The sequence below is a fragment of the Kitasatospora azatica KCTC 9699 genome (assembly GCF_000744785.1).
Taxonomy (GTDB): domain Bacteria; phylum Actinomycetota; class Actinomycetes; order Streptomycetales; family Streptomycetaceae; genus Kitasatospora; species Kitasatospora azatica.
Map to the genome: position 1 here is coordinate 1150957 of NZ_JQMO01000002.1, position 15190 is coordinate 1166146.

The following is a 15190-nucleotide window of genomic DNA, read 5'->3' on the forward strand; positions in this document are numbered from 1 at the left end:
CCCGCGCCCACCCCTGGCCGGGGCACCCGCACCACCGACTCGCTCCCCAACGGATCTTCAGCTACCTGAAACCGTCAATCCAGGAGGGTCATTCAGAAGCCCTCAAGGTCAGACGGGCGGCATCAGATCGCTCTCGCTGATGGTGTACGTCAGCAGGGGGTAGCTGAAGTCCGTTTCCTTGTTCTCACGGCGCCGCAGTTGGTAGAACTCGCGCCTCTGCTCTTCGTCGGCCGCCGTGAGCCGCGCACCCTGCGGGAGGTACGCATGTCCGTCGCGAAACCGAACGAATGTTTTTGACGTTCGAAAGGTTACGCCCAGCCATTGGTTGCCCACCGCCTGGACGGGCGTGTCCAAGACGATTTTGTGCCTGAGTCGCCGGTTCGAGTCGACAGAGAACGTCACAACACTGTTGTGGGCGAGGGGGATCTCGAACCTCTCGCCATCGGACCCCTTTGATTCGAAGATCAGCTTCCTCGGCGGACTCGCTTCGGGATGCTGGTAGCAGGAGAAGACGGCGATGAACGACGCGTCGGCCAGATCCAGGGCTTGGTCGGAATGGCTGCCCATGGTTGTGTAGGCGTTCGTGTAGCTCTCGATGAGAGCGTTGTTGAAGCCGACCGAAAGCGCCGCACGTTCTTGAATCCGTTGCGCCAGCTTTTCGTGTACGGCTTGGAAACGCTGTGGCGGGCCACTGTATCGAGTGGTAGTACGCACGAGAGGCACACCACCTGCCTCGTCGATCCTGGTAAGCACGGCGCCTCGCCGGACTTTTCCTACATCTTCCAGACGGGCCGACGCGGACAGCTCCGCGAAGGGATTCTCCTCGGCTGACAGAGTGTACGAGAGGATCTCGTCCGAGATGCTAAACCCGGGGGGCAATGTAGTCTCCCGTGTTCATACTGAAGCGGAATTTGTCGCCGTAATCGATGAAGGACGAGGTCCTGTTCTCCTCGGCGTACAGCCTGCGCAGCTCGTTCATACCGGCCTGTGTGGGTGGCTCCAGCTCCACCAGCTCTCCAGCTGCCTTGAGGAACGTGTGGCCGTTCTTGTGAACGGCTTCGGCGCTCGAACAGCGCACCACGTATCCCAGGCGGGTCGGGAGCAAGTCGGCGTCCAATGCTGAGGGCCGGACTTCGTGCGTATACAGGCGGTTGGTGGACAGCGGCATGAAGAACACGGAGCCAGGGTAGAGGGTCACGGTGAACTGCGGGGGGAGCGTGTCCCCGTTGCGTTCTTCGGTCGGCTCCTTGAGGCGAAACTGGAGTTTGGTCAGGCCGCTGGCACCCTTCAGGCCGTAGTCGAAGGCGTCTTCGGCCAGGGGCTGCAGCTTGTCGAGCCGGTCATAGAAAGTGCAGAAGGCCATGATGCCATTGACGGGCATGTCCTTGGTCTTGTCGGCATGGGCCGAGATCCTGGCCTTGGACTGCTTGCGCTCCGCCGTGGCAAGGGTGTTGTGGTAGATCTGGGCGAGGACGTGATTCAGCGGTGCCTGGTTGCGGAAGACGGCGGCGGCCTCGCGGTTCAGAGCCTCGACGATGCGCGTGTCGGTCGGGCGAAAGCTCTCGGTCGACCCCGAGAGATTCGTGGAGCACCGGAGCAGGCGGAAATGTAGTTCTTCACCGTTTCGCGTGACGGGCGTCAGATAGATTCCGCTGCGATGGGCTGTTCCAGGCTTGGTGGACTCCGTCAGGGACTGGAACTCGTGCTCCGCACGGATCCGTCCGAAGTGATCGGCGTCGAGCCCGAAAAAGCGGCGGTAGTACACGCCGACACCGTGAACGCGGATGGGAACTCGGCCGAGGTCGACGAGGGTCCACGGTTTGTCGACGTCCTCGCGGTAACCGTGTGACAGCTCCCGGACAACGAATACCCGAGCAGCCGCATGCAGGTGGTGGCTCCTGACCCCGGATATGTCGCCACACAGGTAGACGGTCTTCTGTGCGAGATCGAGCGACCCGGAAGCAAGGGGCTCCGGCGTGATGGTGGACCCGAAGAAGTCCCTGACCAGATCACTGTCTTTCAGCGTCGAAGGCGCAACCAGGATGTTGTTCGCATCCTCGATGCAGGCTTCTGTCAGCTCTGCCGTGTGCATCAAACGGTACCTGCCATTCGCAGCGGCAAGTCGATGAACGCCGCACGGTCCCGGGTCTCGGGCTCACGGAGCACCAGCCGCTCGGTCCTGACCGGCTCAGGCCGCCACGTTATGGGTCCCAGATCTTCCATCCGCGCAGGCTAACAGGTGGTCAAACCAACTGAACGGGAACGGCTCGCCGGCAAGGCCGGTCGGCCCCGCCCGCACGCAACACGACTGCCCGCCGGCCGGGCCGACGGGCAGTCAGGGACGGTCGAGCCCGATCCCGGGGCCCGGTCACCGCGCGTAGAATTTACAGCTGGTAGAAGTTCGCGTAGTGGTCGGGCGAGTAGTAGACGACGCCGGTGGTGAAGTCCACGACGATCCGGACGGCGTCCCGGTGGGCACCGCAGGTGCGCGGGTAGACGTCGTACTCGTAGTAGGTGTCGCCGAAGGGCAGCTCGCCCTCGCTGTTGGTGAACTGGCCACCGGCGAAACTGCACCGGCCGGTCGGCCAGTCGTACCAGCCGCGGTCGGTCGGGTAACCCATCGAGGACCAGGTCGAGTTGGCCGAGGCGGCGTTGTCACAGCCCGCCACGGAGCAGGAGCTGTACACGGCCGCGTTGGCGGCGGGGCTGGCGATCACGGACGCGCCGAGCACGGACGTCATCGCGGCGATCATGACGGCGGTGCGCTTGGTCCAGGACAGCTTGGTACGACGCTGAGTGAGCACGGGGGCCTCCAGGGAGCGAGTGTGTCTGGCACATGACACTTTGCTGGCGGCCTGTGACATCACGGTGTATCGGCGGTTACCAGTCCTGGTCCATTCCCGCAGACCGGGACCCACCCGCTCCAGGGCTGGCGAACCGTCATTCCGCGGCCCGCCGGACCACCTGACGGTGCACCGGGCGCGCCCCGTTCGACCAATTAGCTACGCGCGTCAACCGGCATGCTACGCGCGTCACTTCTTTCGCGTCCCTCCGGCCTGTCCAGCGCCGGCGCCCACCCTGTCCTACGGTGCGAGGGCGCAACCGGTACCCCCAAGATGGCCAGTCAACTACCGCCGTCCACCCTGAAACCGCGTGCACCAAGCGAACGGACAGGGGACATCGCGCAAAGCCGCGGTGCCGAGCCGTGCAAGCACCCGCCGGCACGGCAGTGGCTACGCTTGACCCTCACTCGTCGTCAGGCTGGGACCATTCGGCGGGCGACGTGGAGCAGGTGCGGGAGGTGCTGGCTATCGACGGCCGGGCTTCGGGCTGACCAGGATCGGCTGAGGGTTGATCCGATCACCGGCTACGGGCATCCGGCCTGAGCCACGGTCAGAACTCGCGTGCGAGGTCGCGCTGGTACCAGCTTCCCGGCTTACCGCCGAGGTCAGTCGGGTCGGCCGGGCCGACCTCGACGAACCCGGCCTTGGTCAGCACCTTCCGGGACGCGACATTGGCGCGGGAGGCGGCCGCCCGTAGGGTGCGCACCCCGTACTGAGTCGCCGCCAGTCGGCACAACTCCCGGACGGTCGCGGTCGCCACGCCCCGGCCGGCGACGCGCTGCGCGACCCGGTAGCCGAGGTCGGCAGTACCGTCGTCGAAGTCGTAGAGGTTGAATCGGCCCAGGACCGAGCCGTCCTCGGCGACCAGCACGTAGAAGGCACATATGCCGGCCTCCTGCTCAGCCAGCAAGGCGCTGTACCGGTCGGCGAACTGAGCGAAGTACTCGTCGCCCCGGTCTGAGATCGAGGCAGCGAAGTAGGCGCGGTTCGCGAGCTCGAAGGCCAGGACCGTCGGGGCATGGCCGGCATGCAGCCGCTTCAGCTCGGGCACGGCCCGACTCTAGCCAGTCGGTGCTCTGCGGCCACCTGAGTTTCCGTCACCCGTCTACGCTCGTCCCATGATGATCACGTATGAGTGGCGGGGCGGCTTCGACAACGCCGAGGTCAATGCGCTGCATGCGGAGGGCTTCAATCACCGTGCCCTGGAGGTCGATTGGCTGACCCGGGTACAACGCCACAGCCTCGGCTGGGTCTGTGCACGTGATAACGACGACCTCGTCGGCTTCGTCAACGTCGTGTGGGACGGCGGCGCTCACGCGTTCGTCCTGGACACCGTGGTCGCGGGGAGCCACCGCCGGTCCGGGATCGGAGCAGAACTCGTCGCCGAGGCCGCCCGGCAGGCCCGCGAAGCCGGATGCGACTGGCTGCACGTCGACTTCGAGGACGACCTGCGGCCGTTCTACTTCGACGCCTGCGGGTTCAAGCCGACAGCGGCAGGTCTCATCGCGCTCTGAGCCGCCCGTTCGTACTCCGCCCGGACCCGTCCCATCTGCGCCCCCGGATAGGCGGCACTCCAGTGGCCCACTCCGGATGCGGTGGGCCTGAGTCGCGACGACGATCGGCAGGTGGGCACGGGTGTGCCGCCACACCAACGAGAGGTGGAACGACCATGAGGATGTTGTTGACCGTCCAGCTGGACACCGCGAAGGCGAACAAGGCGATCACGGACAAGACGCTGCCCAAGGTCATGAAGTCGGTCCACGACCGGATCAAGCCGGAGGCGGCGTTCTTCACGGCGGTGGACGGGATGCGCACCCACTTCCTCGTCTTCGACCTGAAGGAGCCGTCCGACATGCCGTCCATCGCCGAGCCGTTCTTCCAGGAGCTCGAGGCGAAGGTGACCTTCTCGCCGGCGATGAACCTCGACGATCTCCAGGCGGGGCTGCAGAAGCTCGAATCGAGCTGACCGCTCCCACAGCAGTCCCATCCCCCTCCCCCCGCGGCGGGCAGCCCGGTGGCCGGCACCCGCCCCCGACTCGCCCACCGTCGTCTGCTTGCATGGCTTCCCGTGAATGCCATCCTCACCAGCATCATCGCGGTCGCGGGAACGCTCCTGGGCTCGACCCTGACCCATCTCTTCCAGCAGCGCACCGCCCGGCGCACCGAGCGGGCCGCGCGGGAGGAGCGGGTCCGTCAGCGGCGGCTGGACGCCTACGGGGTGTACGCCGGGCTGCTGGTCGAGTTCCGGCAGGCCATGTTGCACCACTGGTTCTGCCTGCACGACGGCCAGGACGCGGGTGACGAGGTCGAGTTGCGCAAGCTCTCGTTCGAACTGCGCTCCAGCACGCAGCACGCGCTCTTCCAGGTGCAGCTGGTCACCGAGGAGCCCACCCTCCTCGATGCCGCGACGGAGGCCTTCAGGGCGGTGGGCAAGATCGACCGCGCGAAGGAGCTCCCCGACCTCATCGCCCGGCGGGACGCGACCCGAGAGCTGATCGACACCTTCGTCGCCACCGCCCGCGTCCACGTCTGAGCAGCGGAGTCACAGGTCCCGGCGGTGGATGACGACCACGGCGATCGCCACCGCGAGCAACGGCCAGGCCGCGAAGGTGATCCAGGCTCCGCCGACCGTCGCCGGGTAGTGCGAGACGAACTGGTCCGTCAGGTCGACCTGGGCCAGCCGGCGCCAGGCGGTGAGCGGCATGGCGTGCGAGAGGTCGGCCGTCCAGCGGTAGGTGTCGGTGAAGAACGACGGCAGGCAGAAGAGCACCATGACCGCGGCGACCACGGTGGCCGCGCTGTGCCGGATCAGGACGCCCAGGCCCATGCCGACGAGGGCGCAGACGGGGGCGAACAGCGCTGCCGCGGCGACGAACCGCAGGGCGCCGGGGTGGGTGATGGACAATCCGATGTGCCGTCCGGACAGGACCGCCTGGCAGAGCCCGAATGACGCCCCCGCGACGAGGATGCCGTAACCGAGCATGACCGCAGCCAGCACGGACGCCTTGGCTGTCAGCACCGCGCGCCGGTCGGGGACGGCCGCCAGCGTGGTGCGGATCATCCCGGTGGCGTACTCGCTGACGACCGTCAGTGCCCCGACCGTCCCGGCGACGAGCATCAGGACGTCGGCGGCGATGATGTTGAACGAGTCGTCGAGCGCGGTCTGCAGGTACCTGGACCCCGGCTGCGGATCGAAGTTGTCGTAGGTGTACTGCGCGGACCTGAGGTTGGCGCAGATGATGACCAGGGCGCTGAGGCCGAGCACCCAGGGTGTCGAGCGGAGCGACCAGAGCTTGATCCACTCGGCTGCCAGCAGGTCACCGAACCGGGCGCGGTGTTCGGTGGCGGTCCGGGGCGCGTGCGGGGCGACGGTCGGGGTGGTCATCGGTGCTCTCCTGCGGGGTATTCGACGCTGTCGGCGGTGAGTTCCATGAACGCCTCCTCCAGGGAGGCGGTGCGGGTGGCGCCCGGTCGGGTGCCGCGGGCGGCGAACTCCGCCACGCTCTCGGCGGCGATCAGCTCGCCACGACCGATGACGACCAACTGGTCGGCGGTGTTCGCCATCTCGCTCATCAGGTGACTGGAGACGAACACCGTGCGCCCCTCGGCCGCGAGCCGGCGGAAGAGTCCGCGCACCCACAACACCCCTGCTGGATCGAGCCCGTTGAGCGGCTCGTCGAACAGCAGCACCGGCGGATCGCCGAGCAGCGCCGCCGCGATGCCGAGCCGCTGTCTCATGCCGAGCGAGTAGCCGGCGATCCGGCGGCCCGCCGCTCCGGCCGAGCCCGGCGCACCCGCCAGCCCGACCTCGCGCAGCACCTCCTCCACCCGACTGCGCCCGATGGCGTTGCTGCGGGCCAGGGCGCGCAGGTGGGCCCGGCCGGTGCGGCCGCCGTGGACGTCGCTCGCGTCGAGCAAGGCGCCGACCTGGTGCAGGCCGCGCGGGCGGTGCCGGATCGGGCGGCCGTCGACGGTGGCGGTGCCGCTGGTGGGGTCGTTGAGGCCGAGGATCATGCGCAGGGTGGTGCTCTTGCCGGCGCCGTTCGGGCCGAGGAACCCGGTGACCCGGCCGGGGCGCACGGTGAAGGTGAGGTTGTCTACGGCGGTGGTACGGCCGTAACGCTTCGTCAGTCGGTGGACTTCGATCATGTGCTCCACAGTCCCGCAGCACGCCCGGGCGGGCATCGGACCAGCGCTGACACCTGGTCGCCCGGCCCATGGACCCAGGTTGTACACCCCTGGTCCGATGCCCGGGACGAGAGCGTCTGGTTACGATCACCACATGTCCCTGACGCCGCCTCTGCCCCTGCTCAAGCGCGTGTCACCAGGCGGGTGGACGGCCCTCGCCTGGTGCGTGTCGGTGGTGTACCCCTCGCTGGCGAACACCTCCGCGGCGTACACCTCGGCACTGCACGGCGCGCGGGGCGCGACCGGCCACCGGGACTGGGCGTTCATCGCCCTGACGACCGTCCTGGCCCTCGCCGCCTGCGCCCTGCTGCGCCGTCGCCCGCTGTCGGCCCTCGTCCTGCTGATCACCGCCACGATCGCCGTGACGGACGCTTGGCGATCCGGAGTGCAGCTCCCGCCGACCGCGCTGCTGGCGGTCGATGCCGCGCTCTGCCTGATCACGGCCGACTGCCCGCGCCGGACCTCGCGTGCCGCGGCGGCCATGGTGCTCGGCGTACTCCTCGGGCATCTGGCCCTGCTTCCCGAGCTGGGCGGCGGCCTGTTCCTCACCGGCACCAGCATCGGCGCCTCGGACAGCGGCCTCCTGGTGGCCGTGATCGCCTGGCTGGTCGGTCGGTCGATCCGTCAGTCCCGCGAGCACGCCAGGACCTTGGGCGCCCAGGCGGCGTCGCAGGCGGTCACCGCCGAGCGGCTGCGGATCGCCCGGGAGATGCACGACACGGTGGCGCACAGCATCGGCATCATCGCCCTGCAGGCCGGTGCGGCGCGGCGGGTCATCGACAGCCGGCCGGACCGGGCGCGTGACGCGCTGGCCGAGATCGAGACCGCCGGGCGGGAGACGCTGGCAGGGCTGCGCCGCATGCTCGGCGCGCTGCGCCAGGCCGATCAGGACGCAAGCGTTCCGGTGCCCGCGCTGCACCACCCGCCGGGCCCGCACCAACCTCCGGGCCTGCACCACCCGCCGGGCCTGCACCAACTGCCAGGCCTGGCCGACCTCGACCGGCTGGCCGCCACGACGGCGTCCGCGGGCCTGCGGGTCGAGGTCCAGTGGCAGGGCGAGCGGCGCCCGCTGCTGCCGGAGATCGACCTGGCGGCCTTTCGGATCATCCAGGAGTCGGTCACCAATGTGGTGCGGCACGCCGACACCCACTCCTGCCGAGTGTCCATAGACTGCCGGAAGGCGGACGAGGTGGCGATCGAGATCACCGACCGGGGCCGCGGCCACGGCACCACCCCGGGCAGCGGCTACGGCCTCGCGGGACTGCGCGAGCGGGTCGCGCTGCTGCACGGCGAGTTCCTCGCCGCGCCCAGGGCCGGCGGCGGCTTCCGGGTCTCGGCCCGGCTGCCCGTGGCGGGAGGCGTCCGATGACCGTCCGCGTCCTGCTGGCCGACGACCAGCCGCTGGTTCGGGCCGCCCTGGAGATGATCATCTCCGACACGCCCGACGTCGAGGTCGTCGGGGAGGCCGGCACCGGCACCGAGGCGGTCCGGCTGGCCGAGGAACTGCACCCCGACGTGGTGGTGATGGACATTCGGATGCCCGGTATGGACGGCATCGAGGCCACCCGCCTGGTCACCGCAGGCCCGGGACAGGCTCGGGTCGTGGTGCTCACCACCTTCGACGACGACGATTGCGTCTACGCGGCGTTGCGGGCGGGTGCCTCCGGCTTCCTCGTCAAGGACATGGCCCTGGACGACATCCTCGCCGCGATCCGGGTGGTCGCCGCCGGGGACGCGCTGATCGCACCGAGCGTCACCCGCCGGCTGATCGCCGAGTTCGCCGGCCGCGAGCCCGAGACCGCTCCGGTCCCCGCCTCCGCCCCCGCCGTGCGACGGATCGGCGGCATCACCGACCGGGAGCGCGAGATCCTCACGCTGGTCGGCCGCGGCCTGTCCAACACCGAGATCGCCACCGAACTGGTCATCAGCATCGCCACCGTGAAGACCTACGTCACGCGGCTGCTGGCCAAACTCGACGCCCGTGACCGTGTGCAGCTGGTCATCATCGCCTACGAGACGGGCCTGGTGTCACTGCCCGGCTGAGCGCCGGTCGTCCCGCTCGTTCAGGCCGCCGCCTCCGCCCGGTACCGCCCGGGGGTGGTCCCGAACTCCCGGTTGAAGGCGTGTGAGAGGGCGTACGGGGTGCCGTAGCCGACGCGGCGGGCGATGGTGGCCAGGGGGTCCTGGGTGTCCCGCAGCAGGGTGGCGGCGAAGGTGAGGCGCCACCAGGTCAGGTAGGCCATCGGCGGGCGGCCGACCAGGGCGGAGAAGCGGCGGGCCAGGGTGGGGCGGGACACTCCCACCTCGCCGGCCAGGCGGTCGTTGGTCCAGGGCGCGGCCGGATCCGAGTGCAGGGCGCGCAGGGCGGCCGCCGTCACCGGGTCGCCCAGCACGGCGGGCCAGGCTCCGGTGGCGCCCTCGGCCATCCAGGAGCGGATCATGTAGACCAGCAGCAGGTCGAGCAGGCTGGGCACCGCGATGCACGCGCCGGGCCGCTGCTCGCCCAGTTCCCGGCCCAACAGGTCGATGGCGGAGCGTAGTTCGGGGTGGCTGCCGACCCGGTTCGGCAGGTGGACCACTTCGGGCAGCTCCGCCATCAGCGGATGCACCCGGTTGCGGTCGAGCCGGTACTTGCCGCACAGCAGCTCCACCTCGCCGAGGCCCGTCCTGGGCGGGCGAGGGGTACTCCCGTCGAGCCAGCGCTCGAACGGCACGGCTCGCTCAGCCGCGGCCCCGTCGGCATCGGCGTCGGCGAGCAGGTGCCCGGTGCCGTGCGGCAGCAGCACCGCGTCACCGGCGCCGAGTACCAGCGGGTCGCCGCCGTCCTCGCGCAGCAGCCGGCAGCCGCCCTCCAGCACCACGTGGAACCCCGCGCCGTCGTACGGCGCCAGCCGGGCGCACCAACTCCCGCTGACCCGTATCCGGTTGGAGGATGGCTGTCCGATGCGTACGGCCGAGATCGCGTCACTCACCACGTCCATCGGACCAGCGTACCGGTGAGCTCAAGAGTGAGACGGAGGCGTATTCGCTTGAGCCGAAGGAGCATTGAGAGCCTCACTCGCCCTCCCTAGAGTCGAGGTCATGAGCGAACAGAGCATGCAGAGCATCACCCTGGGAGACGTCGAGGTCATCCGCGTCGTGGAGTGGCAGGGGGCGTTCCTGCCCGCCCGCGCACTGGTGCCGGACTCCCCGGCCGAGCTGTGGCGGGAGAACGAGGACTGGCTCGCGCCAGGCCACTGGGAACCGGAGAGCGACCGGGCGGTGGCCGCGCTGCAGACCTGGGTGCTGCGCAGCGGCGGACGGACCGTCCTGGTCGACACCGCGGTGGGCAACGGGCGCGAACGGCCCGACTCGCCGGCCTTCCACCACTGGCAGGGCGACTTCCTCGGCCGACTGGCCCTCGCCGGCGTCCGCCCGCAGGATGTGGACGTCGTCGTCAACACCCATATCCACAGCGACCATGTCGGCTGGAACACCACCGACGAGGCCGGGCAGTGGGTCCCGACCTTCCCCAACGCCCAGTACCTGCTGCCGGCCGCCGACGACTTCCACTACGGCCCGAAGAACGCCTACGGGAACGGAGCGCGGGAGGACGACCGGCTGATCTACCAGGACAGCATCGAGCCCGTCCACCGGACCGGTCAGGCCGTGCTGTGGGACGGCGCCCACCGGATCGACGCACACCTCACGCTGGAGTCCGCGCCCGGCCACACACCCGGCTCCTCGGTGCTGCGCCTGGAGTCCGGGGGCGACCGGGCGGTCTTCGTCGGCGACCTGCTGCACAGCCCGGTGCAGATCCTCGCCCCCTCCTGCAACAGTTGCTTCTGCCTGGACCCGGCCCAGGCGGCGTCCAGTCGCCGCCGGGTCCTCGAACGGGCCGCCGATCTGCGCGAGTTGGTCATCCCGGCGCACTTCGGCGGGGCCGGGGCGGTGGAGGTCCGGCGAGCGGGCGAGGGGTTCGCGCTGGAGCGGTGGGCGGCCTACTAGTGCCGCGTCAGGCAACCTTTGCCCGTCAAGGAGCGGCGTCCGGTGCGTGCTCTCGGCGTGCCGGCCGGAAGTCCTCGTACTGGACGTACTTGGGCTTTCGGCCGGTGCGGCGAGAGTGCGTACCGGGCGTCGCGACGGGGCGAAGGTTGCCTGACGCGGCACTAGAGCCTGCCCGGCCGATCCTGCCGGACAGGCCCTAGACGCGCGGACCGGGGCCGTACACGGGGGCGGCCCAGGCGGGCGGCGGTGGCGGGGGCGGCGGTTCGGTCACCACCTGCGTGGGTGCCGGAGCAGCCACCCGCGCCGCCAGGCCCGCAGTCCGCAGGGCGGCCACGAAACCGGCGCAACTCGGGTACCGCGCCTGCGGATCCTTGGCCAGGGCCCGCACCAGCACCTCGTCGACCGCGGCGCCGTGGCCGACCGCCGGCTCCGGCGGGTCGTTCAGGTGCGCCCAGAGCAGCGCCATGTCGTCGTCCCGCTCGAACGGCGGGCGTCCGGTCAGCATCTCGTGCACCACGCAGGCCAGTCCGTAGACGTCGCACCGCCCGTCCACCGGCCGGCCGGCGATCTGCTCCGGCGCCACGTAGTCGAGGGTCCCGACGAACTGGCCGACCGTGGTGAACCCGGTCAGCGAGAGCGACTTCTTGGTGAGCCCGAAGTCGGTGAGGTAGATGTGCTCCGGGTGCTCGCTGTCGGTGCCCTCGGCGACCAGGATGTTGCCCGGCTTCACGTCCCGGTGCACCAGGTTGTGGGCGTGCGCGGCGTCCAGCGCCGAAGCGACCTGGGTGACGATCCGGGCCGTCCGGTCCAGCGGCAGCGGCCCCTCCCGGTCCAGCAGCGCGCGCAGGTCGCGCCCGTGCACGAAGCGCATCGCGATGAACAGCACCCCCTCGGCCTCCCCCGCTTCGAAGACCGGCACGATGTGCGGATGGTCGATCGAGGCCGCGATCCGCGACTCGTGCTCGAAGCGCTTGCGGAACAAGTCGTTGCGGGCCAGCTCGGGCGCCAGGATCTTGACCGCCACGGTCCGCCCCAGCCGCAGGTCCTCGGCCCGGTAGACCCGGGCCATCCCGCCGCGCCCGATCTCCCGCTCCAGGCGGTAGCCGGCGATCCGACGGCCGATCAGATCGGACGGGACGGTGGACACTAGGGCTCCCCGTCAGTGGACCCGGTCGCCGCGCCGTCCACCGGGGTGACCACCGCACCGTCCACGGGGGTGACCACCGCGTACGGGCGCAGCCGCTGCCCGTCGCAGTAGTACCAGCGCTTCTCGGCCAGGTCCAGCAGCCAGGACTCGGCGCCGTCCACCACCGCCCCGATCCGCAGCCCCTTCACCCGGGCACCGAACTCCTGCGCGGTGCTGCGGCCTTCGGCCAGGTCGTCCAAGTGCTCGCGGTAGGCGGCCAGTGCGGCCTCCAGACGGGCCAGCAGCGGGCGCGGGTCCTCGCCCGGCAGCAGCTCGCCGGCGCCGACCGGCGAGCGCGGCAGTGCGATCAGCAACCGGCCGTCCAACCAGGTGGTCCAGCCGTTGGCGCAGACCACCTGAGCCCAGTCGCCGCGGATCTCGGTCAGCTGGACCGGGAGCAGCGGGTCGAGCCGGGCCGCGAACTTGCCGGGCTCCGGGGCCGACCAGGTGGGCAGCCCGCCGGGCGGCACCACATGGGTGGGCTCGAAGTAGGGCTCGGTCACTTCCGCATCACCGCCGGCTCGTGGCGGCGCAGTAGCCGCGCGACCAGCAGGCCGAAGACGGAGCTGAGCACCACCAGCATCCCCATGTCGAGCAGCCACACCTTCGCCGTGTGCCGGAACAGCGGGTCGCCGGTCAGCGTGCCGGGGACGATGACGTGCAGGTTCACGGTGGCGGCCATCGCGCCCAACGCCCAACGGGAGGGCACCAGCCAGGAGATCTGGTTGAGCACCGGCACGTTCAGCCGCAGCAGCGCGCCGCAGAAGACCACCTGGACGATGGCCAGCAGCACCAGCAGCGGCATGGTGACCTCCTCCTTGGCGACCACCGCCGAGATCACCAGGCCGAGCATCATCGCGGTGAACGAGAGCAGCGCGACGGCCAGCGTGATCTCGATCAGCGGCGGCATGAACACCCCGCTGCCGCCCGGTGGTTCGAGCTTCACCCCGGCCAGCCCGACCATGGTCAGCACCACCGCCTGAACCACCGTCACGGTGCCGAGCACCACCACCTTCGAGCAGATGTAGGCCGATCTGGACAGCCCGACCGCTCGTTCGCGCTGGTAGATGACCCGTTCCTTGACCAGCTCGCGAACCGCGTTGGCCGCGCCGGTGAGCACACCGCCGACGCAGAGCAGCAGCAGCGCGTTGAGCGCGGTGCTCTGGGTGAGCTTGGAGCCGGCCAGCGCGTGGGCCATCGCACCCATCACGAAGGGCAGCGCGATCATGATGGCGAGGAAGGTCCGGTCGGCGGTCAGCGCGGTGGCGTAGCGGCGGACCAGGGTGCCGAGTTGGTGGTGCCAGCGCTGCGGGGTCGGGGCCTTGAGCGCGGGACGTTCGGCCGCCGGCCGTTCGGCCGCCGGGCGCTCGGCTGCCGGGCGCTCGGCTGCTGGGCGTTCGGCTGCCGGCCCGACCGGTCTCGCGGGCCGCGCGAGTCTCTCCGGGGCCTTCTCGGCGGCCGCCATCGGTGCGATGTAGCGCTGGTAGGCGGGTGAGGCGCGGTACTGGCCGGCCCAGTCGCGGTCCTCCTGCGACTCGAATGCCTCGAAAGCGTCGGGCCACTGCTCGAAGCCGAAGTACGGCAGGCTCTCGCCGGGCGGGCCGTAGTAGGCGGTGCGGCCGCCGGGCGCCAGCAACAGCAGACGGTCGCAGAGGTCGAGGCTGAGCACGCTGTGGGTGACCACGATGACGGTGCGGCCCTCGTCGGCGAGAGCACGCAACATCTGCATCACCGAGCGGTCCATGCCCGGGTCCAGGCCCGAGGTGGGCTCGTCCAGGAAGAGCAGCGAGGGCTTGGTGAGCAGTTCCAGGGCCACACTGACCCGCTTGCGCTGACCGCCGGAGAGGCTGGAGATGACCAGGTCGGCCCGCTTGTCCAGGCCGAGTTCGCCGATCACCTCGGCGATCCTGGCCTCCCGTTCGGCCGGCGCGGTGTCACCGGGGAAGCGCAGCTCGGCGGCGTAGCCGAGGGCCCGGCGAACCGTGAGCTGGGTGTGCAGGATGTCGTCCTGCGGCACCAGGCCGATCCGGCGGCGCAGTTCGGCGTAGTCGCGGTAGAGGTCGCGGCCGTCGTAGCGGACCGTACCCTGATCGGCGGGACGCAGGCCGGTCAGCGCATTGAGCAGGGTGGACTTGCCCGATCCGCTCGGCCCGGCGACCGCGAGCAGGCACTTCTGGCCGACCGGGAAGCTGATCCCGTCCAGCAGGTGCCGCCCGTCGCCGACGGTGACCACCAGGTTCTCGACGTCCAGGGTGACCTCGCCGGTGTCGGCGAACTCCTGCAGCTCGCCGTCGACCAGGCAGAACACCGAGTGGCCGATGCCGACCAGATCGGTGGGGCCGACCGGGGCCTGGATCACCGGCTGGCCGTTGAGGTAGGTGCCGTTGTGGCTGCCGAGGTCGACGATCTCGTACCGGCCGCCGGGCCCGGCGCGCAGTTCGGCGTGGTGGCGGGAGACTTCGAGGTCCTCGACCACCAGGTCGTTGTCGTGCGAGCGTCCGATCCGCAGGGTGCGGGCGGCGGCGAGCGGGTGGACGCTGGTCGGCGGACGGAAGGAGCCGGTGATCGCGGTCAGCGCGGTGGGCCTCGGCGCCGCACGGGTGGGCCCGGGCGGGGTGCGGGCAGGCGCGGGCGGCGCGGCCGGTCGCAGGGCCACCTCGGGTCCGTCGCCCGGACTGCCGAAGCGGACCACGCAGTCGGGACCGAGGTCGAGGTGGCTGACCCGGTGGCCGTCGAGGTAGGTGCCGTTGGTGCTGTCGAGATCCTCCAGCATCCAGTGGCCGTCGCCGACATGCAGCAACGCGTGGTGCCAGGAGACCCGGGGGTCGCTGAGCGGAATCTCGCTGACCGGGTCACGGCCCAGGTGGTACGAGCGGCTCGGGCTCAGGAGCTGCGAGTCGCCGTCGGTCTGCAGGACCAGCTGCGGCGCGGTGGGCGCGGTCTGTCGCTCTCCCATGGTTCGACCATAGTCCGGCGCCGTGGGCTC

The 15190-nt window shown here is 70.2% G+C and carries 16 protein-coding genes and 1 pseudogene; 6 read left to right on the top strand and 11 right to left on the bottom strand.

The features are described from left to right. Positions 1–108 precede the first annotated feature (108 nt). The 5 genes and pseudogenes from BR98_RS05415 to BR98_RS05430 all read right to left on the bottom strand — a co-directional run bounded on the left by BR98_RS05415 (position 109) and on the right by BR98_RS05430 (position 3894). Positions 109–879 carry an alpha-ketoglutarate-dependent dioxygenase AlkB family protein gene (locus BR98_RS05415; RefSeq protein ID WP_035840641.1) on the bottom strand — a complete coding sequence of 257 codons (771 nt, stop codon included), beginning with the start codon at positions 877–879 and terminating at the stop codon, positions 109–111. Continuing rightward, positions 863–2092: a hypothetical protein gene (locus tag BR98_RS05420; RefSeq protein WP_198042129.1), complete on the bottom strand. Its 1230-nt coding sequence runs from the start codon at positions 2090–2092 to the stop codon at positions 863–865. Before BR98_RS05420 ends, BR98_RS05415 begins: the two co-directional genes overlap by 17 nt. 26 nt (positions 2093–2118) lie before the next feature. Beyond that, a pseudogene (locus tag BR98_RS40895) lies at positions 2119–2223 on the bottom strand (GNAT family N-acetyltransferase); the annotation flags it as partial. A 161-nt stretch (positions 2224–2384) separates the two neighbouring features. Then, positions 2385–2804: a ribonuclease domain-containing protein gene (locus tag BR98_RS05425; RefSeq protein ID WP_198042130.1), complete on the bottom strand. Its 420-nt coding sequence runs from the start codon at positions 2802–2804 to the stop codon at positions 2385–2387. A 589-nt stretch (positions 2805–3393) separates the two neighbouring features. Beyond that, the gene (locus BR98_RS05430) at positions 3394–3894 is read right to left on the bottom strand and encodes a GNAT family N-acetyltransferase (protein WP_035840644.1); all 501 of its coding nucleotides are present in this window, start codon (positions 3892–3894) and stop codon (positions 3394–3396) included. 67 nt (positions 3895–3961) lie between these two features. Between BR98_RS05430 and BR98_RS05435 the strand changes: the two genes are divergently transcribed. The 3 genes from BR98_RS05435 to BR98_RS05445 all read left to right on the top strand — a co-directional run bounded on the left by BR98_RS05435 (position 3962) and on the right by BR98_RS05445 (position 5376). Further along, positions 3962–4357 carry a GNAT family N-acetyltransferase gene (locus BR98_RS05435; protein WP_035840647.1) on the top strand — a complete coding sequence of 132 codons (396 nt, stop codon included), beginning with the start codon at positions 3962–3964 and terminating at the stop codon, positions 4355–4357. Between the two features lie 155 nt (positions 4358–4512). Then, the gene (locus BR98_RS05440; RefSeq protein WP_035840650.1) at positions 4513–4809 is read left to right on the top strand and encodes a hypothetical protein; all 297 of its coding nucleotides are present in this window, start codon (positions 4513–4515) and stop codon (positions 4807–4809) included. A gap of 102 nt (positions 4810–4911) precedes the next feature. Continuing rightward, positions 4912–5376 (top strand): hypothetical protein, encoded by a 465-nt coding sequence (locus BR98_RS05445; protein WP_035840653.1) that lies wholly within the window; start codon positions 4912–4914, stop codon positions 5374–5376. Between the two features lie 9 nt (positions 5377–5385). Here the strand turns inward: BR98_RS05445 and BR98_RS05450 are convergent, their stop codons facing one another. Together BR98_RS05450 and BR98_RS05455 are read right to left on the bottom strand one after the other, a co-directional pair. After that, the gene (locus BR98_RS05450) at positions 5386–6228 is read right to left on the bottom strand and encodes an ABC transporter permease (RefSeq protein ID WP_035840655.1); all 843 of its coding nucleotides are present in this window, start codon (positions 6226–6228) and stop codon (positions 5386–5388) included. Then, positions 6225–6992, bottom strand: a complete 768-nt coding sequence (locus BR98_RS05455; protein WP_035840656.1) for an ABC transporter ATP-binding protein — start codon at positions 6990–6992, stop codon at positions 6225–6227. Before BR98_RS05455 ends, BR98_RS05450 begins: the two co-directional genes overlap by 4 nt. A gap of 133 nt (positions 6993–7125) precedes the next feature. Here BR98_RS05455 and BR98_RS05460 point away from each other — a divergent pair, with 133 nt between their 5' ends. Both BR98_RS05460 and BR98_RS05465 read left to right on the top strand, forming a co-directional pair. Next, entirely contained in the window at positions 7126–8400 is a 1275-nt protein-coding gene (locus BR98_RS05460) for a sensor histidine kinase (protein WP_083976006.1), read from the top strand. Continuing rightward, positions 8397–9074 (top strand): response regulator, encoded by a 678-nt coding sequence (locus BR98_RS05465; protein ID WP_035840670.1) that lies wholly within the window; start codon positions 8397–8399, stop codon positions 9072–9074. The genes BR98_RS05460 and BR98_RS05465 overlap by 4 nt, the downstream gene beginning before the upstream one ends. Positions 9075–9094: 20 nt before the next feature. Here the strand turns inward: BR98_RS05465 and BR98_RS05470 are convergent, their stop codons facing one another. After that, positions 9095–10012: an AraC family transcriptional regulator gene (locus BR98_RS05470; RefSeq protein WP_035840673.1), complete on the bottom strand. Its 918-nt coding sequence runs from the start codon at positions 10010–10012 to the stop codon at positions 9095–9097. 100 nt (positions 10013–10112) lie between these two features. Here BR98_RS05470 and BR98_RS05475 point away from each other — a divergent pair, with 100 nt between their 5' ends. Beyond that, positions 10113–11018: an MBL fold metallo-hydrolase gene (locus BR98_RS05475; RefSeq protein ID WP_035840676.1), complete on the top strand. Its 906-nt coding sequence runs from the start codon at positions 10113–10115 to the stop codon at positions 11016–11018. 196 nt (positions 11019–11214) lie between these two features. Here BR98_RS05475 and BR98_RS05480 read toward each other — a convergent pair whose 3' ends face one another. The 3 genes from BR98_RS05480 to BR98_RS05490 are packed head-to-tail and all read right to left on the bottom strand — an operon-like array spanning position 11215 to position 15160. Beyond that, positions 11215–12165 carry a serine/threonine-protein kinase gene (locus BR98_RS05480; protein WP_035840678.1) on the bottom strand — a complete coding sequence of 317 codons (951 nt, stop codon included), beginning with the start codon at positions 12163–12165 and terminating at the stop codon, positions 11215–11217. Next, positions 12165–12707, bottom strand: coding sequence for a hypothetical protein (locus tag BR98_RS05485; protein WP_035840681.1), 543 nt, complete (start codon positions 12705–12707; stop codon positions 12165–12167). Before BR98_RS05485 ends, BR98_RS05480 begins: the two co-directional genes overlap by 1 nt. Next, positions 12704–15160 (bottom strand): FHA domain-containing protein, encoded by a 2457-nt coding sequence (locus BR98_RS05490; protein WP_035840684.1) that lies wholly within the window; start codon positions 15158–15160, stop codon positions 12704–12706. Before BR98_RS05490 ends, BR98_RS05485 begins: the two co-directional genes overlap by 4 nt. Positions 15161–15190: the final 30 nt, after the last annotated feature.